Origin of the sequence: Protofrankia symbiont of Coriaria ruscifolia (genome assembly GCF_900634745.1) — a bacterium.
GTDB classification, from domain to species: Bacteria; Actinomycetota; Actinomycetes; order Frankiales; family Frankiaceae; genus Protofrankia; species Protofrankia californiensis.
The window spans coordinates 17,787-39,127 of sequence record NZ_CAAAFR010000043.1 but is presented as its reverse complement, the minus strand read 5'-3'; the positions used below and the strand labels follow the sequence as shown (position 1 = coordinate 39,127).

Here is a 21,341-nt window from a genome sequence, read left to right as displayed (position 1 = left end):
ATGAGATGAGCCACCGGTGGTGTGCCTCAAGCCGTGGTTGTCTTTCACGTCTGGGTTTCTTCCTGGCTCGGTTCCGCGTGTTCGTCGGGTTCGGTCCAGCGGGCCCGGGTGTGGTAACCGGGTGGACGGGCCCGGCGTTCACGGAGACGCTGGATCTCGGTGGCGTCAGCGGTGATGATCCAGTTTTTGCCGTCCGGATCGTGGCGTGCGGTGACCCATCCCCGGTAGATCCAGGTGTAGACGGTGGCAGTCGGCATTCCCAGCGCTGTAGCGAGTTCGGTGACCGACCGCCGGTCGGCTCCCAGGTTGGTCAGCGCGCTCGACGTGCCGCGAGGATGGCGGACTCGCCCGACCAGGCGATCACCCCCATGACCAGCACAAACACGACTTTGCAATGACCCGGGGGCTGTGGGGCGGCTCAGATGTCGAACTCGCCTTCCTTCGCGCCGTCTGTGAAGGCCCGCCATTCCTCACGAGAGAACGACAGGACAGGCCCGTCGGGCTGGCTGGTCGGCCTGGCGGGCAACCAGACCGCCCGAGCCGAAGCCATCCTGCGGGCGCTGGATCTCCCCGTCGACGTGATCGGCACGTCGGACGGCTGGGGTGTGGAGAAGCCATCGGCGGAGTTCTTCGAGCGTGTCGTCGCCGAAGCGGGTTGCCCGGCCCGGGAGGTGCTCTACGTCGGTGACCGGCTCGACAATGACATCCGTCCCGCGCAGGCCGTTGGCTTGGCGACTGCCCTCATCCGCCGGGGTCCGTGGGGCCACATCCTTGAGGACCCCGCAGTCGACGATCGCTGCCTGTTCCACCTCGACTCGTTGACCGAGCCACCGGATCTGGTGCGCAAACACAACGAGGCGAACTGACACTTCACAGGTTGGAGGTCACGACGCTGGCGACAGCGCTCTGATCTGGCCGTCGAGGTGTCGACCGTGCTTGCTGTCTGCCAGGAGCGGCCGGATCGCGCGTACGCGGTCCATCCCGGTCGCGTACCAGTCGACGGTGAGCGCGTCGATCGCTTGGCCGAGATAGTCAGCGACGCGGTCGCCGTCCCGGCCATGCGCTCCGGCGAGATCGGCCAGGATGACGCTGCGCTGTTTGCTTCCCTGCGCGCCGAGTCGGTCCGCCGCCGAGGCCAGCCGCTGAGCGGCTTCCGGGTGATCTCCGGTGGTGAGGGCGGCATAGCCGGCGAAGGAATCGAGGCGAGCCGCGTCGTAGAAGTCGAACCACGCGAGATCGCTGGGACCGTCGGGTAGCGATGCTTCGGCGAGGTCGATCTGGTGGCGGCTGGTCGCCGAGGCGCCGCTTCTGGCTTCGATCTCGGAGGACACGCAGTGCAGCCAGGACCGGACGATGGGATCGACGCTGTGCCAGCAGTGCTGCAGCGCGGCGGCGATCAGAAACTGCAGGCGTGGGTGCTGGGGAGTGAGGCCCTCGCGCTAATTCACCTCGGGGAGGACGGTCAAGCCGCGGATGTTCTCACCGGAGCAGAGAAGGTCGCGGTGAGGGCCGGGCAGTCGACGACTCAGGCCTGGCTGGCCGCCATGGCCAGCCATACGTACGCCCGTCTTGGGGACGGCGCCGCAGCATGGCGCTCCTACGGAGCAGCGGAGGATTTCAGCGCGATGCCGTCCGATGAGCCGACGCCCGGCTGGCTGTCTTTCTTCCATCCGCCGGCGCACCTGACCTCCTCGGCCGGCCGCGCGTATCTGGGACTCGGACAGGCCCGGAACGCGGCGCGGGCGCTGGAGGAAGCACTCGCGCGGCATCCTGGCCATCTCGTGCGCGAACGGGCGCAGTTCCTCGGACATCTGGCGGAGGCTCTCCTTGCCTGCGGCGAGCTGGACGCGGCGTGCGGACTGCTCGGCGACGCCTTCGACATCGCGACACGAACACGCTCGGCCCGGATAGTGGCAAGGGTGCGAGGCCTGCGCGCCGGCATTCCGGATCGCTTCCAGAGCAGCATGGTGGTGCGCGAGCTCGATGAACGGCTGCGCCGCGCGGCGCCCCCTGCGAACATGAATGGTTGAGATTGTACCGCCGTATCGCAGAGGTGAATCTCGCGGGCACCTACACAGGCCAGAGTAACTTCGGTGCCGCATGCGCTTGCCTTGCCGGGCGTTCACCGTAGCATGTCGGACCGGCAACTGGCGCCCGTCGTATTGAACGACGGGTAGACAATATTCGGGCGTCGTTGCCGTGCCAGCAGGCGGTGTACACCAACTCGACGAGGTGATGGCGTCCTGGCATCGCCTGGCAGCGGAGAGACCGGGGTGTTGCCGGCGGAACGCGGGTGCACCGGGAATACGCTGCGTCTCATGCCTTACACGCCTCCAAGCAGAGTTCCGCGCGCGGCGGGTGCGCGGCGACCCGCAGCGCCTACGGTTCCGGCGTCGCTCACGGGCACTGTCTCGGAGATTACCGATGACGGTGTCTACACGAATAGTCTTTTTGACGGTTGCGACCTGGCCGGTCGGAAGGCCGAGTCCGTGGAGATCGATACGTGCCGCATGTCGAGCGTCGATCTGAGTGGTGGTCGGCTTACCCGGGCCATGGTGACGAACGCCGTCATCGACAGGTCGAACCTGGCGAATCTGCAGGCGATGAACTCGTCGCTGATCCGGGTCGAGTTGACGACGAACCGGATGACGGGCATTTCCTGGACGAACGGGCGACTGCGTGATGTCACCTTCTGGGACTGCCGGCTGGATCTCGCTCGTTTCCGGTCGACCACTGCGTCGAACGTGCTGTTCGCTGGTTCCAACCTGAGGCAGGCAGATTTTCAAGATGCCGACCTGCGCGGGGCGACGTTCGAGGACTGTGACCTGACCGGCGTGCAGTTCTCCGGAGCGAAGATGGACGGCACCCGGCTGCTCAACTGTGTTCTGGTGGGGGTGAACGGGGTGATGAGCATGGCCGGGGCCGCAGTGGCCAGCCGGGACATGGTGGCGCTGGCCTACTCCCTGGCCGGAGCCGTGGGTATCACGGTGCTCGACGAGGCCTAGATCAGCGCCTTCCTGTTGTCTCCTTCACCGAGGAGGATGCCTCCCAGCGAGTAGACCCAGTGGGTGAAGACGAAGCCCGGTCCCGCCGGTTCCACCTGCACCTCGACACGCAGAGGGACGCCGGGCCGCACGGTGACCGGGTGGCGGAACGGGGCGACCGTCCGCCCCCAGCAGGTCTCGCTGTCGGGTGCGCACGACAGCGAGACGTCCTCGGTAAGGGTGGCGGTGAACCACATCATCAGCCCGTTGACTTCCTGTTCCCGGGAGAACGCGAACTCCAGCTCGGCGGAGAACGCCTTCTCTGCCGCCACGATCGGCTTCAAACGCGCTTACGTGTCGCAGGCAGAGTCGGGCCGGGACGTGCCGTCGGAGAATCTTGTCGCTGCCCTCGAACGGGCATTGGATGGAGCCGGGGAACTGCGTACGCTGCGTGAACAGGCGCGGCGGGAGCAACAAGCACACCGGTACGGCCTGCCCGACCCGCGGGAGGTGACGGACACGGACAGGCGAGAGTTCGTCCAGTCAGGGGCCCTGGCCGCGGCGGCGGGCATGGCGGCCGAGGTGTCGCGGCTGATCGCCTCGGCGGATCCCGACCCACTGACCTTGGAGGAGATGGAGGTCGACGTCGACCGCATCGCGGCGACGTACATGACCACACCTCACGAGGTCCTGACACCGCGGGTGCTGGACGGGTGGCGTGGTGCCGAGACGGCGCTTGCCGGCCGGGTCAGTCTGGCGTCCCGCAAGCGGGTGACGGTGCTCGCCGGTCAGTACAGCTACTACCTGGCCCGGTTGGCGTTCAACACCGGCGATGACGTCGCGGCCCGGCGGTTCGCGGTGTTGGCGTCCCAGTACGCCGACGATGTCGGCGACCCGCTGCTGACCGGGTCGGTTGCGGGGCTTCGCTCGTCGATCGCCTACTACGGCGGCCGGTTCCACATGGCGGCCGGCCTGGCAGCGCAGGCGCGGCGGTCCGCCCATCCCTACATGCGGGCCCGGCTTGCCGCCTACGAAGCCCGCGCTCGGGCCGCGACTGGTGACGTCGACGGCGCGCGGGCCGCACTCGCGGCGATGACCGATGCCGTGTTCGACTCGGCGCCGATGTTCGGTGAGCCCCCGTTCGACGTCGAAGCGGTCGCCGGGTTCACCGCAGTAGTCGCCGGACGCCTCGGGGACGGGGAACGTGCCGAGGCCCATGCCCGGCAGTCCATCGCGATCCTGGAAACGCGGAACGGCTACCCAGAGGACTACGGCAACACCCTTGCGGCGCTGTCCGTCGCGCTGCTGCTGCGCCCACGCCCGGAACCGGAGGAAGCCGCTGCTGTCGCGATGCGCGCGCTAGACGTAGTCGCCACATTCCCGACTCGCACCGTCGTGCAACGCGCCCGGGACCTGTCCGGCCTGTTCGCCGAACACCGCGAGCTACCTCCGGTGGTGGACTTCCGGGAACGACTCGCGACCGAGGCACCGCGGCTCATGCTGACCGCCGGAACATGACCCTCCGCTTCGGCGAGCCGACGACCGTCACCATTCCCACAGTCGTCACCGACCGGCTGATCCTGCGCTGCTGGCGGCCGGAGGACATCGGCCCGTACACCGCGATGGCAGCGCACCCCGACATGTCCCGCTACACCGGCAGTCCCCGCAACCGGGAAGCCGTCTGGGACATGGAAGCGGCCCTGACCGGTCACTGGCACCTGTGCGGGTTCGGCATGTGGGCCGCGGAAGACCGGTCGGGCGGTGAGTTCGTGGGCCGTGCGGGGTTGTACCAGCCGGAAGGCTGGCCCGGTCTCGAAGTGGCCTGGACGATCCGACGGGACCTGTGGGGACGGGGGCTGGCGACCGAAGCCGGAGCGGCAGTCCTCGACTTCGCCTTCACCCGTGTCGGGGCCAACGAGGTCATCTCGTTGATCCACCCGGACAATGCCGCGTCGATCCGGGTTGCTGGCAAGCTCGGCCTGGCCGACACACACCGCACGTTCCGCGGCGACGCCATCTACGCCATCACCCGGGCCGAGTGGAAGACGCGTACGGGCGGGTGAGGTCACCAAACTCGGCCGAGCGGGATGCCGGCTTTTTGCTGTGCCTGGACCACGCCGTGGCCTGTCCTTGCCGTACGTCAAAATGTCGGATATATCCGTAGCCTGGCGGTGACAGCAATGGCTCGCTACGAGAGGACGCCATGGGATTCCTACGGCGACGAGACGACTGCCCACACTGCCGGATGGTCTGGGCAGAGACGCCCCGGTCGATACCGACCCGCCCGACTCCGGACCACCCGGCCCGACCTGACGCGCGTAGGCCCCGCACTCCCAGGTGGGAGACGGGGCCTACGAGGGAGACGGGGCCTACGACTCACGCCTGCACCCGCAGCCTCGGTCCCACGCAGAGCCCCCCGTCACATGACGGGGGGCTCTCGACGTTCCCAGCAACATCAGAACCCGCTCGCTAAGTTTGCCAACAGCGGACGGTGACGCTTTATCGGGGCTGTTTATATTGTTCAACTGCTCCGACCCAGGCATATGATCCCGGCCATGAGCACGCAGGTGGGTGTGGGTGCAGAGATGGAGATCCGGACCCTGCTGGGCGAGCTGTACCGCTCGTACATCTCGACGGACGCCCCGGGAGAGCTGTCCCTGCTGGCCCGGCTGCAGGAGAGGTAGGACCAGCAGATCGGCCCCCCGGCGGACGACGAGGACCGACTGCGACGCATCCCCGGCTCCCGCCCGGCCGCGACGCTGCTCTCCTCACCCTTGACGAGATCACCAAGCTGATTCGGTGGTGGGTGAAGCAACTCCATCCCGGCGAGGCAGCGGTGTCCGACGGCGTGGCCGCAGGCCTACTCCCCACCCTTGCCGCCGGCCATCCGGTGGGAGGCGGACATCCTCAGACACTCCCTAGTCCCGGGCCTTCACCGTTGATCCTCCGAAGGGCAATCATTCATGATCAACATCATGATGCATGGATGCTAGGATGACGGCATGCGCACCACCATCGACATCCCGGACGATCTTCATAAGCAGGCCATGTCGATCGCCAGGGATACCTCACGGACGCTGAGCGAGACGGTTGCCGATCTCATACGTCGCGGCCTGGGACACGGTGGAACAGCAGAGATATCCCGAAGTGAACGGACCGGCCTTCCCGTGGTGCACCTCGGCACGGTCATCACGACCGAAAACGTTCGTGCCCTGGATGACGATCAGTGACCACTCTCCTGGATGCCAACGTGCTGATCGCGCTCATTGTCAGCGACCATGTCCACCACGACGCCGCCGAAGCATGGCTCTCCAGCACCGCCGGTAGTTTTGCGACCTGCCCGATCACCGAGGGCAGTCTGGTACGCCTGCTCATGCGCGAAGGTCAGTCAGCGCAGACGGCAACAGCGGTCGTGTCTGCGCTGACGAGCGACCCCCGCCATGAGTTCTGGCCGGACGAGATCTCATACGACGCCGTATCAATGAAAGGGGTCATCGGACACCGACAGGTCACCGATGCGTACCTCGCGCAGCTCGCCCGTATACATGACGGTCGCCTCGCAAGTTTCGATCAGGGTCTGGCCAAGCTCCACCATGACGTTGTCGACCTGATTCCCACATCATAAAGATGATCTCAATCGACCTTGCCGTCGTCCGTGGACGTCCGCCACGTCCTCAGTCTGCGCCAACTTGTTCCCCCTCCTCACGCGCCCGGGGCGGACACGAGCCGGGATGGCCCGGGGTCGAGGCGGCATGGTTCATCGCCCGGCCCTACTGGGGGTCGCGGATTCGCGCCGGAAACCGCGCGCCTCCCCCTGGTTCGCCTTCGAGCGCCTGACCGTTGACCAGGTCGTCTCCGTCATCGACGCCGACAACACCCAGTCGATCCGGGTAGCCGAGAAGATCGGCGAGACCTGTCACCACACCGAGTTCCTGTGATCCGGACGGCCGCTGATCTGGGCCGGAACGCTCCTGCCCAGATCAGCGGCCGTCCGCTCTCTTCCGTTGTCGACCGGTAGGGCCAGATGCTGACCGGTGCTACTGGCATGCCAATGGCACCTTCCCGGATCGACATCACCATCATAGATAGCTGTTACCGGCCACCACGAGGGAAACGCAGAAAAAAGGCAGGAGGAGCATGAAAGCCGACAGTGGGCGCCGGATCGTCCGCAGCGTCACGCCGAACGGGACGGCGGTGGTACGAGAGCCTTCCCAAGCGTGCAGGAGCGACACGGCCAAGAGCACTGACAAATAGGTGACGCCAATCAGCAGAGAAAGCAGTACATAGCCTCCTGAATGCCGGGCAAGGGCGCCGGCTATTGAGCCGATGATCGAGATCACGCATAGGGCTATAAAAGGTGCGACCAACTTCAGCGGAAACTGTTCGATCGGCTGATCACCTTTGACTGTCACCTTGAAGGTGACGGATCTTGATCGGACCTTCTGGATGATCCCAGCGACAAGACCGAAGCCAACGATGGGCCATCGAGTCAGCACGAAGAGCACCATCTCCCAGGCCACGAGCTTGGAATTGGCTGGGCGCAGGAACCCGCGACGGCGGAGATAGACGTTGAGGCTCAACACGCTCAGGTAACCGAGGCATCCAAGTACGAGGGGCCGGACGTCAAACGTTTCTTCCCAGGAAAGACTGGTCCAGCACCCCACTGGTGGGAACAGCATGAGAAAGATCATTATATAGACCAGTGCGGGATAGTAGCACACCGCGAAGATGAACCGTGCTTTGAGCAGCAATGGAAGTGATCGCAAGTACCTCGGGACTACCCCGAGAGACAGCGCTGTGAGGCTTCGCGCCCACTGGAACTCCTGGGTAAGCATGGCTGCAAAGGTGGGCGGACCTTCGCCGTGGGCTTCGGCATCCACGGCGAACGCGCCATCCCATCCGGCGGCGCACAGCAGATAGGTGGTGCTGAAGTCCTCCACGAGCTCCGGGCCGATGCCGCCGATGTCCCGCAGGGCGGCGGTCCGTACCGCGTAGTGCGAGCCGATGCACACCGGGGCAAACCAGCCGTTCGAGCCCAGTTGCACGGGACCATGCAGTCTCGCCTCCCGGTAGAGGCGTCCCCGGGCCGCCCACGAGTCGGCCGCGTTGGTGTCACAGACACTCGGCGCGGCGACGTACCCGATGGACGGGTCGGAGAAGGGCCGGACCATCTCGGTCAGATAGCCCGGTCCGGGCATGTGATCGATGTCGATTTGAATGACTATGTCGTAGTACTTGTAGCCCCAGTGGTCGTAGAAGAAAGCCAGGTTCCCCTCCTTGCATTTGGTCCTTCTCGGCCACTCCTGACGATGATAGTTTTGAAAGCCTTTTCGCGTGGAGACACCCACCCCCCGGGCCTCGCACCACTGGTAGCACTCCGGTGACGGGTCCTCGTCGCAGATCCATACATCATAGTGATACGGAAAATTCTGCCCCAACATACCGGACAGCGTCTGACGGGCCACAGCCCACGGCTCGGACGGCGCCTTTGTCACGACAAAGGCGACGCGAAAATCCCCCAACGGCAACGCCGGATTGACCCGACGCAATTTCACCGAGGTGATCACAATGTATGTCAGGGAGCCTCCGATGGATCCCAGGACACCGAGGAAGCCCAGAAAGCCCAACTGTGCCGGGCGGAACCAGGAGCGCCAGAAAAGCATCAGCACACCGACGTAGCACAACATGAAGAAGATCGAGGCGACCCGGGTACCTCGGCCAAGAGCTGGCACGAAGGTTGGGAGGTGGTCGAACTCTGGCTCGCGGATGCCCTGCTGCGGGTCTGTCCGCGGGACGAGCCCTGGAGGCGGTACCGACACCTTCCCACCCGGCGGAACAGGCGGAACGGCTACCGGCGCCGCGGTGACCCCGCCAGGTACCACAGGCGCCGAGTCGCCACTTCCCGCGCCGCTCCTGGCTGATCGCCCAGAATCCGGCAGCGTCGCCTGCCGAGGAATCAAATTTTTGAGCTCGCTTGTGTCGACAGGATTCGCCACTGCGAGCGCGTTTCGGGCACCGCCCTCCGCCGAGCGAATGCGAGCCTGATCTGCCGGAAATGCAGTCGTATCCGAATCGCCTTCGCGGCCATCCTGGTGAGGGATGTCGCCGGACGAGCCGTGTACTTCCATCGTTTGGTGATTTCCAATCTGTTCGGTTACGATCATTGGGGTGCAGGCCTCGATCAGCTGGGTGTAGACCGCCCGCAGCTGCTGCTCCGCCGAGCGGGACACGACACCGGAGACGAGCCGGTCGGGCCGCAGGGTGTCCTCGACCGCGAAGCCTTCACGCAGGAATTCCGGATTCCAGGCGAGGTCGACGCCTTCGGTGCCCGCCCGGCCGTCCGGTGCCTCTCGGGCGAGCCTTGCGTCCAGGACCGCCCGCCGTACCTGCCGGCACGGTGGATCCTCCGACGACCAGGCAACCGCGGCGCAGGCTCGCAGCGAGCCGGCCGACCGCGTCGTGCAGGTAGCTCAGATCGGCATCGTTCCCACCCGGTTGCTGCGGGGTCCCAACGCAGATGAAGTGCACATCGCCGAAGTCGGCCACCTGTTCAAACGAGGTGGTGAACCGCAACCGACCGATCTTGATCTGCGGCCAGAGAAGCTCGTCGAGACCCGGCTCGAAAACGGGACCTCGCCAGCGGCAAGCTGGTCAATCTTGGTCCGGTCGACGTCGAGTGCCAGCACGTTGTAGCCCGACTCCGACATGCACGCTGCATGAGTCGCGCCGAGATAGCCAGTCCCGATCACGGTAACCCGCGGCCGCTCTGCCCCCTCCGCACATGAGCCACGCTCACCGGGCGCGGGTTAGTGTGGCCGCGCGGCGCATCGCGGGGGCGCTGAGGGGGCTATGCGTGGTGTGACTTCCCAGCGTGACGCCCAACTCGACTGCGAACCGTGCGATCGTGGCGGTCAGCCCGCCCCGAAGATCGGTCTTTGGCTCCCAGCTGAGGCTCTCCCGGGCCAGCCTGATGTCAGGTTGGCGGACGGTGGGGTCGTCCGGCGGCCGCGGGACGAAGCTGATCGGGACGCCGGCTCCGCACAGCTCGATCACGGGCCCCGCCAGGGCGAGGACCCTCATCTCGTGCGGGTTCCCGATATTCACCGGTCTGGGCAGGTCTCTACACGCCAGCCGGAAACCGGGCTCGGAGAGCAGGTGCTCAACGTTGCCCGGCCGTCCGATGAGGAAGCTGTCGAAACAGACCGCCTCGCGCCCGTCCGCCAGAGACGTTCACACAGGTGACTACCAAGGAACCCTTCCCCGCCGGTGACGACTACACGCATTGATGGACAACTCCTCTCGTGATCTGCTGCTCGCAGATCCCGCTCCCGAGACGGGTCACACCCCTCCCAGCATCTGTCCGGACAGCGAGACCGCCAGGCTCCGCCACCTCGGTCTCACCTCCTGGCGAGCATCTCGCCAGCGTCACCTACAGTAACAATATGACACACGTTTGGTTACCACGTGTCGTGGTGTCGCCGCCCGGGTCGGCAGCTCACGCAGTTCGGGAGGTGGGATACGTGCACGTCTGCGGCACGCTCGCCTACTCCGGTCGCATCCACTGAGCGCGGCTTCCGCTCTGATGTGCGGCCTTGTCCAGCTGAGGCTGGAGCTGATGTCAGCGTCCTGTCCCGGGACATGCTTGACGTTCCCGGTTCCGCCTCCCGCTTGACGGCCCTCGTCGGTCTGTCTGCTCTGTGGCGTTTGAGGGGCGTCGCAGAGCGGGAGGCCGGGATTGGTCCTGGTGGAGTCGTCACGCGTCGAGCAGCGGTACCGGGCGGTGTTGGCCATGCAGGCCCTCGAAGGGCGACCGACCCGAGCCGTCCGCCGGCATCCGCTCACGTTGCTGTCAGCGGTTGCTGTCAGAGCCGGCGCCAGATACCCGAACCGGCGGCAGTTCACCGCACGTCACAAGTTCGGGAAACCTGGACGGTCACCAGCGCCGACCTCCGACCGGCCTGCTCCGGCCCAGGTCAACGGCCATCCGATCTTCGTCGGCACCAATCGATGGGACCAGACGGTCACCGTTGCTACGGGCACGCCGTGGCATGCTCAGGCCAACGAGAACTTAATGCCTGGGTTAAACTGTTCGACTACAAAGCTGGGAAGTCCTCCTGGTCGAGGAGGTCGCCGAGTGGTTCGTCGACCTGACCAAGAACGACCCCCAATCGGCCGACCTCGTCGAGGACGCCATCGACCGACTAGCCGCCGCAGGCCCGACCCTCGGCCGGCCTCTGGTCGACCGGATCAAGGGCTCACGTCATCACAACATGAAAGAGCTACGACCGGGCTCGGCAGGCACGAGCGAGATCCGGATCCTGTTCGCCTTCGACCCGCTCCGCCGCGCAGTGCTGCTGGTGGTCGGAGACAAGTCCGGCAACTGGCACCGCTGGTATGAGACCGCGATACCCGTGGCGGACGAACGCTACGACCTGCACCTGACCGAGATCGAGAGGAGGGGCTACCGATGACAACGACGAGATGGGACGACGTCAAACGCCAGGCCGAGCAGGCACGTGTCGCCGCCGGCCACCCGGTACGGACCGACGCCGACCGCGAGGCCGGGCAGCGCCGTCTCGACGACGAGATCCACGCCTACCGACTGGCCGAGGTCCGACGCAGCCGTGCCCTGACCCAGCGCGAGGTCGCCGCAACCATGGGCGTATCCGGTCCCCGCATCTCCGACGTGGAACGCGGAAAGCTGGATGTGGTGTCGGTGTCGGTCCTGCGCGCCTACGTCGAGGCTCTCGGCGGACGACTGAAGGTCACGGCCGAGTTCGACGACTCAAGCTACATCGTCGCCTGACATCAGCTCCACCAACCACCACCGAACGCGGCGGCAGGAAGTCCAGCAGCATCGACAGCAGAACGACCAGCAGTCAGCGACAAGTCGTACGTTCTCGGATAGCCGACGCCTCCTGAACCCACCTCACGACCAGCGACCCGCGCAGCGCAAGTCCCGGAGGACTCAAGCACGCCCGAAACCGTGGCGAATCTTCGCATCAGATGCTACGGGCACGCGGCGGGCACTATGGAAGATCTCTTCCAACGTCCGGTACCAAGCCCGACCCGCCCGCAGGTGCTGGCGCGCTGCTGCCGACAGCGTGGTCCTGTGATACCCAGATCTCGACCACAGCTCGTGTTGCCCCGACCCGACCCAACCCCGGCCCGGCGGGCGGCGCGGTCGCGAGTATGTCGAGGATCAAGGACTCCGGCTCCGGTCCGTGGCGCCCGGAGGGGTCACCGTCCGGCGACGAACACCGCCCGCGAGGTTCCAGGCAACCCGCCGAGCCCTTCGGTAGCATGCATCTACGTAGATGGGATCTACATAAATGGGATCAAGTTGTGACGACGGGCTTTGTCGGAAGAGCGACCGAGCTCGCCCTCCTACGGAAACGTCTGGATCGAGTCGCCACCTCGCGTTCCGGAGCGGCGCTCGCCATCCGAGGCCGCCTCCAGGTAGGAAAGTCACGCCTCGTGCAGGAGTTCTGCGATCAGGCCGGCATCCCGTACCTGTTCTTCACCGCTACCAAGGGTGCCTCGCCGGTCGAATCGGTGGCCGCCTTCTTCGCGGACCTCAAGGAATCGTCCCTGCCGACCGATCGTGAACTCGTTCCCGCGCGATCCGCGGGAAGCTGGCCGGACGCCTTCCGTATCCTCGCCTAGGTCCTACCGGACTCACCGGCGATCGTCGTCCTCGACGAACTTCCCTGGCTCGCCGAGCAGGACGATCTGTTCGACGGCGCGCTGCAAACGGCCTGGGACCGGCTGCTCGCCGGGCGGCCCGTGCTCCTGCTGCTGCTCGGCAGCGACATCCACATGATGGAACGGCTCACCGCCTACGACCGCCCGTTCTTCGGACGAGCAGACAACCTCGTCCTCGGCCCCCTCAACCCGGCGGAAACCGCTCGTGCCCTCGGCCTGGACGCGGCCGACGCCATCGATGCCCACCTGGTCTCCGGCGGGCTGCCAGGCATCCTGCGAAGCTGGCCGCACGCGACTCCACCGCTGCCCTTCATAGAGCAGGAATGCGCAGACCCGGCCTCGCCGCTGTTCAGCGTGCCGGAGTCCACGCTGATGGCCGAATTCCCCACGCCTGACCAGGCGCGGCGTGTTCTCGAAGCGGTGGGCAGCGGGGACCGCACCCACACCAACATCGCCGCATCGGCAGGAAGCCGGCAGGGTGCCCTACGTTCGGGGTCGCTGTCGCCACTGCTGCGCCGACTTGTCGAGGAGAAACGGGTGCTCGCCGTCGACGAACCCCTTTCGACGCAACCCGGTAAGCCCGCGCTGTACCGGATCGCCGACAGCAACCTGCGGCTGTACCTCGGCGTACTGCGATCCGCTCATGAGCAGGCACGCCGCGGACGGCCCGAAGCGGCCTTCCGGCTCGTGCAACGCCGCTGGTCGGCATGGCGAGGTAGGGCGGTCGAGCCGCTGGTCCGCCAGTCACTCGAGCTTGCCTCAGCCGCGGGCAGGCTGCCCTGGCCCGACGCCGAAGCGGTAGGCGGCTGGTGGAACCGCCGGTTCGACCCGGAGGTGGACCTGGTCGGAGCCGACCGATCGCCCGTCGCGAAGCGCATCCACTTCGTCGGGTCGATCAAATGGCTTACAGCCCCGTTCGACGACCACGACCTCGCGGAACTCATGCGAAACGCGACCGCGGTGCCCGGCTTCACACACGGCGGCACAGGATTGATCATCGTGTCCCGCTCCGGTACCAGCCCACGCCTGGATCCGGCCAGGGTGACTCTCGTACAGGGCCCGTCTGCCCTTCTCTCGGCCTGGCAACCAGCGACCTGACCGGACGGACCGTCAGTCAGCGGAGGCGACTCCACGGCCCCGGTCGACTACGGGGCCCAGAGCGTGTCGACGGGCAGGATGTGCAGGCGGTCCTCGAACGTGTACGAGCGTGTTCCCAGGTAGAACACGACACCGGCCACGAAGGCGTCGCCGGTGGCTGCGCGGAGTTTGCGGAGCGGGACGAGATCCTCACCCGGTACCCGACCGGCAGCCTTGACCTCGAACGCCACCAGCATCCCGTCATCACGTTCGACAACAAGGTCGACTTCGTCGCCGTCACGGGTGCGCCAGTGGCCGGCCCCGCTGACCCAGTCCGTCCAGGATGCCTGTTTGAGCAGCTCGGTGACGACAAACGTCTCCAGGAGATGTCCGAACTCGGTGAGCGTGGTCGGGTTACGGGCGGCCAGTTTCCGCGGTGTCAGCCGCAGCAGCCGAGCCGCTACCCCGGAGTCCAGAACATGGACTTTCGGTGACGCCGTGGAGCGTGCGGTAAGCGTGTTTCCCCATGCCGGAAGCCGGTAGAGCAGAAACACCGCCTCAAGCAGCCGTAGATAGCTGTGCGCGGTCCTCTCGTCGAGGCGGACGCTCGATGCCGCACGAGTGATGTTGAGTATCTGCGCGGTCTGGCTCGCCAGCCGCTCGAACAGGATCGGCAACGAAGCCGCCTGACGAATCCTGCTCAGTTCCCCGACGTCGCGTTCGAGGCTGAGCCGGACGTAGTCGTCAAGCCAGCGGCTCCGTGACGCGAGCGAGGCCCGCGCGAGCACCGACGGGAACCCGCCCGCCGTGACGCTGTCGATGTACTCCTCACGGCTGGTCACCGACGGCCGGGCCGCGGCCACGGCGGCGGCCGGGTCGGCGAACAGGTCCTCCAACAGGTGCTCGTGAACCCCCCGGAGCTCACCCTGCGACAGCGGATAGACCGGCAGCCGGTGCAGACGGCCAGTGAGCGCCTGGGCAGCCCGGGGCAATGCCTCGTGGCGGGCCGAGCCCGTCAGAACGAAGCGACCGGGTCTACCGTCACGGTTGAGTTCAGCCTTGATCGCGTCGAGGACAAGCGGGACGTGCTGGTACTCGTCGATACAGACCGGTCGTGGGCCCGCGACGAACGTGCCCGGGTCCCGGGCCACCGCGTCGCGTATGGCCACGTCGTCCAGGTCGACCAACTCCGCGCCGACCTCACCGGCGAGGTTTCTGAGCAGGGTCGACTTGCCCACCGACCGGGGGCCCTGAAGAAGGACCACGGACTCCTCGAGCATCCGGCTCGCGACGATGGGCGCCAGCCGCCGCGGCACCAGGCCGCGCAACCGCGTACTCACGGCCGAGACTCTACCCGAGCTACGGATTTGGAGGGGGGTGAATGCCGGATCTGGAGGGGAGTAAGTGCCGGATTTGGAGGAGGGCGAGCACCGGATCCGGAGGCATCCGAACTACGGATCCGGCGGGCTTGTCACGCCGGAGACAGCGGCGCCGAGAGCCACCAGCCGGAGCGCGACCGCCACGAGCCCGGAACGAGTACGTAAGTGGCTGCTACAGCAGCCAGTTGCTCCCTCGTTGTCGTGATCTCCTTTTCTCACGTTCCGACCGGTGTTGGTGTCGGGACTGGTTGTCGGGACGGGATGCGGCGGGTGAGGAACAGGGCGGCCAGGGCGATGACGGCGAGTAGCGACAGGGAGGCCCGCAGGCCGTCGATACGGGCGCCCGCGTTGTCGGTGGTGATCGCCTCGGCGGTGTCAGGTGGGACGCCGGCCTCGTCGAGGCGGCTCTTCAGGTCCTGATCGGACAGGAAGGGGGCGCCTTCGGACAGGTGCACCTCGGCATGCGTGGCCAGGTCCGCCGGCACGGCGGGGTCCTGCTGGACGCCGGTGAGGAACGACGTTGTCAGCACGGAGACGAGCACCGCGCCAGCCGCCGCGGTACCGATCGAGGCGCCCAGGTTCGTCATCGTGTTCTGCACCCCGCCGACCTCACCGCTGTGCTCGTCGGCGACCGCGGACACGGTGACGCTGCCGAGCTGCGACGCGAGCGCGCCCACCCCGAGGCCCGCGCCCACCCCGAGGCCCGCGAGCAGCATCGGCCATGTCACGATCTCCGGCCCGGCGCCGACGTCGAGCGCCGCAGTCGTGATCGTTATACCGGCGAGCAGGGCAAGGAAACCGCTCCGGACGACGCGCCGGGGCGAGGCCCGAGGGAAGGCCCGGGGGATGCCGACGGCGGCCACCAGCAGGGCGACGGACAACGGCAGCAGGCGGACGCCGGTCGCGACCGCTGAGAGCCCGAGTGCCACCGACAGGTACAGCGGCACCACGAAGAAGAGACCCGCCTGGAGCAGGTACTGGAAGAAGAACGAGGTGAGCCCGGCCCGCAGCGTCCGGTCACGCAGCAGCGCCGGGTCGAGCAGCGCGACGGCGTGCCGGGCGAGCCGGTGCTCCTGCCACCAGACGAAGAGCCACAGGATGGCCCCGCCGGTGATGATCAGCCAGATCACGGGCGAGAGGCCCAGCCAGACGGGCGCGCCGGGCGCCGGCCGGACCAGGCCCCAGCTCCCCGACCGCAGGACGCCGTACACGACGAGAGCCAGACCGGTCGCGGACAGCGCGGCGCCCACGAGATCGAGACGCCCGCCCGCCGTCGTCGTCGTCGGAGGCGCCGTCATCGGAGGCGTAGCCGCCATCCCCCGGGTCAGCCACAGGATGACGCCCACCACGAGGACCTCGCCCGCGAAAATGAGGACGGCAAGGTTCCCGGCGACGGAGGTCGTCAGCGACCCGCAGCCGTAGACGACGCAGCCGAGGGTGAACACGCGCCGATGCCCGAGGATCTGCCCCAGCCTGCCTCCGGTGATCATGAATGCGGCCATCACCAGGGTGTAGAAGGTGATGGCGGTCTGGATTCCGGTCACCGTGGTGCCGACGTCAGCGGCCACGGTGGCGATCGACACGTTCATGACCGAACTGTCCAGGGTCATGAGGAACTGCGCCGCCGCCAGCGTGGGGAGAACGGCCCGGCCCGCCGCGACGGCTCCTCCCGCCCTGGCGCCGGGGCCCTGGTTCCCGGCAGTCCGACGGGTCATCGGTCGGCACGCCCGCCCTGGCACCTGGTCACGTCAGGACTCCCGATTCTGGTTCCGGCCGCCGCGGCCGGAATCCCGTTTGGCACGTGTTCTCGTCATGGTGCGGGTGGCCGGTTTCTGCGTCTCGTTGCGCCACATTCCGACGATCGCCCCTCCGGTGAGAACAACACCAAAACCGATCAGCCAGGAAAGAATCGTAAAAACGACGCCGATACTCCCGTAGTTCCGCTCGTTCGAGACGATGGACGCGGAAAAGGTCAGTCTGCTCACCACGCCCAGGCCGGTCAGGCCGACCGTCGTGAACGCGGCGGACGGCCAGACCTCGCGCCACCCGAGCCGGCCGAGAGTGAGAATTCTGGTACCGGCCCAGAGAAAGAGCAACAGCCCCGCGGTGTTGAGCAGGCCGTAGCCGATCTGACCGGGAATGGTGCCGGTGAGCAGCGCCCCGGCAGCGGTGGTGCCGGCGAGAAAGACAATGAGCCCGCAGAGCCAGCCGACCTGGGCCGGGACACCGCGAAGCCCGAGCGGCCGAAGCCCGAAAACCCTGACATAGACGGACTGCACGGCCGTGGCCAGGCTCAGGCCGCCGAGAATCAGCCAGAGCGCGCCCAGTATCGACCAGCCGTTGCGGACCGTCCCGTCCTGTGGCGCGAAAAGCCGTTCGACAGCCTGCGCGGCCTCCTGACTCAGACCCATCCGCCTGATGATCACTTCTGCCGCGCCCCCGGAGCGCAGCGGCGACAACGCGGCCAGCGCGATGATGAACGGAAAGAACATCATCAGAATGAGCGCGGCGAGGTTCATCGCACCGTTGATCAGATCACCCTGACGCAGCCTGGACGCCAGATCCTCCGCCGCGCTGCCCCGCAGCCGCGCCCGAACACGCCGGACAGCCGTCGCCATCCGCCCGAACAGTCGCCGTATCCGGTCCGCGGCGGCACCGCCTGCGCCACGGACGTCGACGGCTCCGCCGGCGCCGTCGGATGGCCGAGGGGTACGCCCGTCACCGCGCGCGCGTCGGCTCCTGGGCATGACTCCCTCCAGACCGCGCATCCTCACCGCCGTCAGCGGCCGCGATCGTCCGCCAACCAGTCGACCGGCCAACCGGCCGACCAGCCCAACCGGCCAACCGGGCCGTGCACCTCAGCATCTCGGCACGTGGGCGTCCTCGCACCTCCGACGGTCCGAAAGCAGCGGAAGGTGCTCCTCACGGCAAAGGCACCCGATTCCCAGCACGGCGCGCGGGTGTCGCTGTGGCGGTTTGGCCGCCGACGGTAAAAGTCGTCGATTTCAACCAGGTCGACCCGGCACGGGCGAGGACGGGGGGCGGTGCGCGTGGCGCGGACTGAAGCTGGTGGTGGACCCGGACGTCGGGGTGAAACTCTCAGTCCCACTCTTCCCAGGGAGGTCCGGCCGCGAGCAGGGAGGCGCGCTGCCAAATAAGCAAATACTGAGACCCCCCCCCGAAAAGTTGCTGTTCCGGCGGGAACGCTGGGCGTCGTGGCGGCGGTAGCGCAACGTTGGGACGTCGAGCAGAATGCCGGTGGCGAGCGCGGAGCCGGCGATGAGGGTCGCGGTGTCCTCGACGCCGCGCAGCGCGGCCCATCCTCCGACGGTGAGAAGCAGGTTCCGCCGCCACATCACCCCTGCCGGATGTACGGGTGGCAGCGTGCGGTCGGGTAGGGCGGACGCCCAGGCGACGGCGAGCGCTCCGCGTGCCAGCGGTCCGGCGGGCACGGCCAGCGGCGCGGTGCGCAGGGTCCCGTCAGCATGCAGGTCGCGGGCGTGGCCGACCGCGTAGCCGGCGTGGGTGTGGGTGGCGAGCGCGCCGCTGAGGGCGGCGAGCGCGCCGGGTTCGAGCTCGTCATCGGCATCGAGGTTCTGCACCAGCGGCGCGGTGCACGAGCCGAGGGCGATGTTGCGGGTGACCGCAGGGCCTTCCTCGGTGCCGTGCGCGGCAATCCGGACCCGGCCGTCGTCCGCCGCTCCGCAGGCGGCCAGCGCGTCGAGAACCTCCCCGGGAGGCCCGTCGACCTGGACCCGCCACGTCCAGTGGGGATGGCGCTGGCGGTGCAGCGACTCCCACGCCGCCGGCAGGTATCCGGCGTACTCGGCGTGTACCGCGGTGACCACATCCACCCACATGTTCGCAATGTGTACCAGTCCGAGTCGAATTCGTGTGATAGATATGCCGATAAGGTCCAGCGGAGGGGACACATGGACGTCGCATCGATCAACACGTGACTCGGCCGGGTGGCCTCAGCCGACTCCCGCGAGCTGGACCGGGTCTGCGAGGAGGTCGCCGCCGAACTGATCGACGCGGACGTCGAGCCCCCCTTCCGCATCCCGTCGGCGGACTTCGTCACCGACCCCTGGCTGATCTGCGCTGACCGGTACTGGCGCCGCCGGCTGCTCCATCAGCCCACCGTCGAAGTCGCGGCCCGCTGCGCCCGCTGGCTACACGACCACACCGACCCGCCCGTCCGCCCGGACATCATCGAGAAGTGATCGCTGGGCTACGCCTTCATCACCAAGGACACCGTCGAGTCCCGCCACGACCTCACCCTCGCCACCGGCCGGATCGTCGAGACCTTCAGGACTCCAGCGACATCTGCTACTTCGCCACGCTTTACCACGCCGGCAAGCTGCGCGCGAACTTCTGGTTCGACGAACTCCACCAGTTCCTCGAATCCTCCCTGCTCGCTGTCGCCGCCGGCCAGCACCGCGACGACCCGCTGTTCACGGGTCTACGCGCGTTCGCAGCCTTCGGCAGCCGCACCATCACCACCAGCCACGCGCTCGAGCTCCTCGACACCGCCTGGAGCGCGGCGCCCCGCTCCCGCGCCGTCGTCGACGTCTGCCTCAACGCCCTGTGGGCCGCCCCGCCGTTCCCCGGCCAGGGCGAACAGCTGCGCCGGCACTCCGCCGAGGCCGTCGCGGAGTACCCTGACGACCACCTCTTCCGGTTCCGCCTCGCCAGCGGACAACGCATATGCGGCGACTACACCGACGCGCTGGCCACCATCGACACCGCGCTGCGGCTCCTGCCCGCGATCGGCGCCAGGATCAGCCACGAACTGCTCCAGGGGCAGTACCTGCGGGAGCGGGCGACGATCCTGGAAGGGCTCGACCGCGCCGCCTGGACCAGCGACCAGCAGACCCGCTGGCGTGACCAGGACACCGCCAACCGGGACCTCCGCCGGACCCTCCAGACCTCCGCCATCCGCGCCGTCGAACTCGTCACCGTCTTCACCGCGGCCATCGCGTTCGCCGTCGGCTCACTCCAGATCACCCTCACCGGCACCCTGCCCCTGCGCGACCGCGCGCTCCTCCTCGTCCTCCTCGGCGCCGGACTCCTGCTGTTCGCCCTCCTGACAGTTGCCGGCACCTGGATCATCACCGGCCGACACCACCCCGACCCCCGGACCACCCCACCCGACCCCGGCGGCACCCAGCGTTAGAAGCTGTCTGCCGACTTTCGCCAAAGCGGCTCTCCTGAATGACGGCCGACGCGATTCCCTGGGCGGTAGTCGGGTTCTCGACCCGCGCTGGTTCAGGATGTCCCCCATGAAGACCATCGTGATCACCGGAGGCACCGACGGCATCGGCCGCGGGCTCGCCGAGCACTGTCTGGATGACGGGTACGACGTGCTCGTCGTTGGAAGGAGCGAAGCGAAGGGCGAGGCGTTCGCGAGCCTGAGCGAGCATGCTCACTTCCTGCCGGCGGACCTGAGCCTGATCGAGGCGAACCGCCGGGTCATCGGGCAGATCGCGGAACGGTTCCCGAAGATCGATGTGCTCGTGCTGGGCGCGCGATACCACCGCTCGGCCAGGACGGTGACCGGCGACGGTATCGAGAGCAACTTCGCGCTGTTCTACCTGAGCAGGTTCCTGTTCAGCCACGGGCTGGCCGGACCGCTGCGCCGAGCCGAGCACCCGGTCGTGCTCAACTTCGGTGGCGCCGGCCTGACAACACCGATCCGATGGGACGATCTTCAGTTGGAGCACGGGTATCACGGCGTGAGCGCGATGGGCCACGCCGGCCGGCTCAACGACCTGCTCGCCGTGGACTTCCTCGACCGGCACGCCGACACCGACATCAGGTATGTGATCAATCTGCCCGGCGTCGTTGTCACGAGCTTTGCCGGGGAATACGAGCACTCCCCGGTCACCGCGAGCCAGGTCGAGGAGCTTCGCGTCGTCGGCAAGCCGGTCAGCCAGGCGGTCGCGGAGATCCTGCCCTTCCTGCGGCCCGGCGGTGACCGCCTCACAGCGGTGCGGGAAGGACTGCGCCTGGCCCTGGAGCCGAGCGCCTGGGACGCGACCGAGGCCCGCCGGCTGCACGACCTCACGCAGGCTGTCCTGGCCGAACACGACCACCGAACGGTACGACGTCAGCTTTGACCCATTGTCATGACGGGAATGCCACCCTGCGTCGAACTCCGGGCGCCAGGAGTCGAAATCACGGGACCCTTACGCCT

24 protein-coding genes and 3 pseudogenes are annotated in these 21,341 nt (G+C 67.3%); 15 read left to right on the top strand and 12 right to left on the bottom strand.

Annotated elements, in window-relative coordinates:
- Nucleotides 1-44: 44 nt before the first annotated feature.
- Together CV1CTNOD_RS06570 and CV1CTNOD_RS27660 are read right to left on the bottom strand one after the other, a co-directional pair.
- Nucleotides 45-257 (bottom strand): hypothetical protein, encoded by a 213-nt coding sequence (locus CV1CTNOD_RS06570; RefSeq protein ID WP_131785269.1) that lies wholly within the window; start codon nucleotides 255-257, stop codon nucleotides 45-47.
- A 161-nt stretch (nucleotides 258-418) separates the two neighbouring features.
- Nucleotides 419-550 (bottom strand): DUF397 domain-containing protein, encoded by a 132-nt coding sequence (locus CV1CTNOD_RS27660; protein ID WP_131785268.1) that lies wholly within the window; start codon nucleotides 548-550, stop codon nucleotides 419-421.
- Here CV1CTNOD_RS27660 and CV1CTNOD_RS06560 point away from each other — a divergent pair.
- A pseudogene (locus tag CV1CTNOD_RS06560) lies at nucleotides 498-866 on the top strand (HAD family hydrolase); the annotation flags it as partial. The gene CV1CTNOD_RS27660 and the pseudogene CV1CTNOD_RS06560 sit on opposite strands and share 53 nt — an antisense overlap.
- Before the next feature lie 18 nt (nucleotides 867-884).
- Here CV1CTNOD_RS06560 and CV1CTNOD_RS06555 read toward each other — a convergent pair.
- A complete protein-coding gene (locus tag CV1CTNOD_RS06555; RefSeq protein WP_242606421.1) occupies nucleotides 885-1,331 on the bottom strand; it encodes a hypothetical protein in 447 nt (148 codons plus the stop codon).
- A gap of 3 nt (nucleotides 1,332-1,334) precedes the next feature.
- On the opposite strand from CV1CTNOD_RS06555, the gene CV1CTNOD_RS06550 reads away from it, so the two are divergent.
- Entirely contained in the window at nucleotides 1,335-2,030 is a 696-nt protein-coding gene (locus CV1CTNOD_RS06550) for a hypothetical protein (RefSeq protein ID WP_131785267.1), read from the top strand.
- A 459-nt stretch (nucleotides 2,031-2,489) separates the two neighbouring features.
- Entirely contained in the window at nucleotides 2,490-3,005 is a 516-nt protein-coding gene (locus CV1CTNOD_RS06545) for a pentapeptide repeat-containing protein (protein ID WP_207386235.1), read from the top strand.
- On the opposite strand, the gene CV1CTNOD_RS06540 is transcribed toward CV1CTNOD_RS06545, so the two are convergent.
- Complete coding sequence (locus tag CV1CTNOD_RS06540; protein WP_165485345.1) at nucleotides 3,002-3,316, bottom strand: hypothetical protein; 315 nt, start codon at nucleotides 3,314-3,316, stop codon at nucleotides 3,002-3,004. The two genes, CV1CTNOD_RS06545 and CV1CTNOD_RS06540, sit on opposite strands and share 4 nt — an antisense overlap.
- Before the next feature lie 22 nt (nucleotides 3,317-3,338).
- On the opposite strand from CV1CTNOD_RS06540, the gene CV1CTNOD_RS06535 reads away from it, so the two are divergent.
- The 6 genes from CV1CTNOD_RS06535 to CV1CTNOD_RS06515 all read left to right on the top strand — a co-directional run bounded on the left by CV1CTNOD_RS06535 (nucleotide 3,339) and on the right by CV1CTNOD_RS06515 (nucleotide 6,922).
- Nucleotides 3,339-4,502 carry a DNA-binding protein gene (locus CV1CTNOD_RS06535; protein ID WP_131785264.1) on the top strand — a complete coding sequence of 388 codons (1,164 nt, stop codon included), beginning with the start codon at nucleotides 3,339-3,341 and terminating at the stop codon, nucleotides 4,500-4,502.
- Entirely contained in the window at nucleotides 4,499-5,047 is a 549-nt protein-coding gene (locus tag CV1CTNOD_RS06530; RefSeq protein WP_131785263.1) for a GNAT family N-acetyltransferase, read from the top strand. Before CV1CTNOD_RS06535 ends, CV1CTNOD_RS06530 begins: the two co-directional genes overlap by 4 nt.
- Nucleotides 5,048-5,539: 492 nt before the next feature.
- Nucleotides 5,540-5,668 (top strand): hypothetical protein, encoded by a 129-nt coding sequence (locus CV1CTNOD_RS27270; RefSeq protein ID WP_278043867.1) that lies wholly within the window; start codon nucleotides 5,540-5,542, stop codon nucleotides 5,666-5,668.
- A 318-nt stretch (nucleotides 5,669-5,986) separates the two neighbouring features.
- Complete coding sequence (locus tag CV1CTNOD_RS06525; RefSeq protein WP_131785262.1) at nucleotides 5,987-6,214, top strand: antitoxin; 228 nt, start codon at nucleotides 5,987-5,989, stop codon at nucleotides 6,212-6,214.
- Nucleotides 6,211-6,609: a TA system VapC family ribonuclease toxin gene (locus CV1CTNOD_RS06520; RefSeq protein ID WP_131785261.1), complete on the top strand. Its 399-nt coding sequence runs from the start codon at nucleotides 6,211-6,213 to the stop codon at nucleotides 6,607-6,609. Before CV1CTNOD_RS06525 ends, CV1CTNOD_RS06520 begins: the two co-directional genes overlap by 4 nt.
- 127 nt (nucleotides 6,610-6,736) lie before the next feature.
- Entirely contained in the window at nucleotides 6,737-6,922 is a 186-nt protein-coding gene (locus CV1CTNOD_RS06515; protein WP_131785260.1) for a GNAT family N-acetyltransferase, read from the top strand.
- A 141-nt stretch (nucleotides 6,923-7,063) separates the two neighbouring features.
- Here CV1CTNOD_RS06515 and CV1CTNOD_RS06510 read toward each other — a convergent pair whose 3' ends face one another.
- The 4 genes and pseudogenes from CV1CTNOD_RS06510 to CV1CTNOD_RS27650 form a co-directional block, all read right to left on the bottom strand.
- On the bottom strand, nucleotides 7,064-9,214 hold the full coding sequence (locus CV1CTNOD_RS06510) for a glycosyltransferase family 2 protein (RefSeq protein ID WP_242606426.1): 2,151 nt from the start codon (nucleotides 9,212-9,214) through the stop codon (nucleotides 7,064-7,066).
- Nucleotides 9,215-9,266: 52 nt separating this feature from the next.
- Nucleotides 9,267-9,691 (bottom strand): annotated as a pseudogene (locus tag CV1CTNOD_RS06505) (hypothetical protein).
- Nucleotides 9,692-9,776: 85 nt separating this feature from the next.
- Nucleotides 9,777-10,088: a hypothetical protein gene (locus CV1CTNOD_RS27655; protein ID WP_347402900.1), complete on the bottom strand. Its 312-nt coding sequence runs from the start codon at nucleotides 10,086-10,088 to the stop codon at nucleotides 9,777-9,779.
- Nucleotides 10,085-10,267, bottom strand: a complete 183-nt coding sequence (locus CV1CTNOD_RS27650; protein WP_347402899.1) for an NAD-dependent epimerase/dehydratase family protein — start codon at nucleotides 10,265-10,267, stop codon at nucleotides 10,085-10,087. The genes CV1CTNOD_RS27655 and CV1CTNOD_RS27650 overlap by 4 nt, the downstream gene beginning before the upstream one ends.
- 831 nt (nucleotides 10,268-11,098) lie before the next feature.
- Between CV1CTNOD_RS27650 and CV1CTNOD_RS06495 the strand changes: the two genes are divergently transcribed.
- The 3 genes and pseudogenes from CV1CTNOD_RS06495 (at nucleotide 11,099) to CV1CTNOD_RS06485 (ending at nucleotide 13,787) form a co-directional block, all read left to right on the top strand.
- Nucleotides 11,099-11,455, top strand: a complete 357-nt coding sequence (locus tag CV1CTNOD_RS06495) for a type II toxin-antitoxin system RelE/ParE family toxin (RefSeq protein ID WP_131785259.1) — start codon at nucleotides 11,099-11,101, stop codon at nucleotides 11,453-11,455.
- Entirely contained in the window at nucleotides 11,452-11,790 is a 339-nt protein-coding gene (locus CV1CTNOD_RS06490; RefSeq protein WP_131785258.1) for an XRE family transcriptional regulator, read from the top strand. The genes CV1CTNOD_RS06495 and CV1CTNOD_RS06490 overlap by 4 nt, the downstream gene beginning before the upstream one ends.
- 539 nt (nucleotides 11,791-12,329) lie before the next feature.
- Nucleotides 12,330-13,787: pseudogene (locus tag CV1CTNOD_RS06485) on the top strand (AAA family ATPase).
- A 47-nt stretch (nucleotides 13,788-13,834) separates the two neighbouring features.
- Here the strand turns inward: CV1CTNOD_RS06485 and CV1CTNOD_RS06480 are convergent.
- The 4 genes from CV1CTNOD_RS06480 to CV1CTNOD_RS06465 all read right to left on the bottom strand — a co-directional run bounded on the left by CV1CTNOD_RS06480 (nucleotide 13,835) and on the right by CV1CTNOD_RS06465 (nucleotide 19,005).
- Entirely contained in the window at nucleotides 13,835-15,106 is a 1,272-nt protein-coding gene (locus tag CV1CTNOD_RS06480) for an ATP-binding protein (protein ID WP_131785257.1), read from the bottom strand.
- A gap of 254 nt (nucleotides 15,107-15,360) precedes the next feature.
- On the bottom strand, nucleotides 15,361-16,860 hold the full coding sequence (locus tag CV1CTNOD_RS06475; protein WP_131785256.1) for an MFS transporter: 1,500 nt from the start codon (nucleotides 16,858-16,860) through the stop codon (nucleotides 15,361-15,363).
- 33 nt (nucleotides 16,861-16,893) lie between these two features.
- Entirely contained in the window at nucleotides 16,894-17,892 is a 999-nt protein-coding gene (locus CV1CTNOD_RS06470; protein WP_131785255.1) for a ribonuclease BN, read from the bottom strand.
- 258 nt (nucleotides 17,893-18,150) lie between these two features.
- On the bottom strand, nucleotides 18,151-19,005 hold the full coding sequence (locus tag CV1CTNOD_RS06465) for a glycosyltransferase (protein WP_242606420.1): 855 nt from the start codon (nucleotides 19,003-19,005) through the stop codon (nucleotides 18,151-18,153).
- 108 nt (nucleotides 19,006-19,113) lie between these two features.
- Between CV1CTNOD_RS06465 and CV1CTNOD_RS26335 the strand changes: the two genes are divergently transcribed.
- The 3 genes from CV1CTNOD_RS26335 to CV1CTNOD_RS06455 all read left to right on the top strand — a co-directional run bounded on the left by CV1CTNOD_RS26335 (nucleotide 19,114) and on the right by CV1CTNOD_RS06455 (nucleotide 21,264).
- On the top strand, nucleotides 19,114-19,368 hold the full coding sequence (locus CV1CTNOD_RS26335) for a hypothetical protein (protein WP_242606419.1): 255 nt from the start codon (nucleotides 19,114-19,116) through the stop codon (nucleotides 19,366-19,368).
- Entirely contained in the window at nucleotides 19,365-20,321 is a 957-nt protein-coding gene (locus CV1CTNOD_RS06460) for a hypothetical protein (RefSeq protein WP_242606418.1), read from the top strand. Before CV1CTNOD_RS26335 ends, CV1CTNOD_RS06460 begins: the two co-directional genes overlap by 4 nt.
- 106 nt (nucleotides 20,322-20,427) lie before the next feature.
- Entirely contained in the window at nucleotides 20,428-21,264 is an 837-nt protein-coding gene (locus tag CV1CTNOD_RS06455; RefSeq protein WP_131785254.1) for an SDR family NAD(P)-dependent oxidoreductase, read from the top strand.
- Nucleotides 21,265-21,341 lie beyond the last annotated feature (77 nt).

Coding starts and splice junctions, on each gene's coding strand:
- CV1CTNOD_RS06475 (WP_131785256.1), bottom strand. CDS start 16,860: ATGACCCGTCGGACTGCCGGGAACCAGGGCCCCGGCGCCAGGGCGGGA.
- CV1CTNOD_RS27650 (WP_347402899.1), bottom strand. CDS start 10,267: ATGCGTGTAGTCGTCACCGGCGGGGAAGGGTTCCTTGGTAGTCACCTG.
- CV1CTNOD_RS06455 (WP_131785254.1), top strand. CDS start 20,428: ATGAAGACCATCGTGATCACCGGAGGCACCGACGGCATCGGCCGCGGG.
- CV1CTNOD_RS06470 (WP_131785255.1), bottom strand. CDS start 17,892: ATGCCCAGGAGCCGACGCGCGCGCGGTGACGGGCGTACCCCTCGGCCA.
- CV1CTNOD_RS06490 (WP_131785258.1), top strand. CDS start 11,452: ATGACAACGACGAGATGGGACGACGTCAAACGCCAGGCCGAGCAGGCA.
- CV1CTNOD_RS06465 (WP_242606420.1), bottom strand. CDS start 19,005: ATGTGGGTGGATGTGGTCACCGCGGTACACGCCGAGTACGCCGGATAC.
- CV1CTNOD_RS06570 (WP_131785269.1), bottom strand. CDS start 257: ATGCCGACTGCCACCGTCTACACCTGGATCTACCGGGGATGGGTCACC.
- CV1CTNOD_RS27270 (WP_278043867.1), top strand. CDS start 5,540: ATGAGCACGCAGGTGGGTGTGGGTGCAGAGATGGAGATCCGGACCCTG.
- CV1CTNOD_RS06525 (WP_131785262.1), top strand. CDS start 5,987: ATGCGCACCACCATCGACATCCCGGACGATCTTCATAAGCAGGCCATG.
- CV1CTNOD_RS06530 (WP_131785263.1), top strand. CDS start 4,499: ATGACCCTCCGCTTCGGCGAGCCGACGACCGTCACCATTCCCACAGTC.
- CV1CTNOD_RS06515 (WP_131785260.1), top strand. CDS start 6,737: ATGGTTCATCGCCCGGCCCTACTGGGGGTCGCGGATTCGCGCCGGAAA.
- CV1CTNOD_RS27660 (WP_131785268.1), bottom strand. CDS start 550: ATGGCTTCGGCTCGGGCGGTCTGGTTGCCCGCCAGGCCGACCAGCCAG.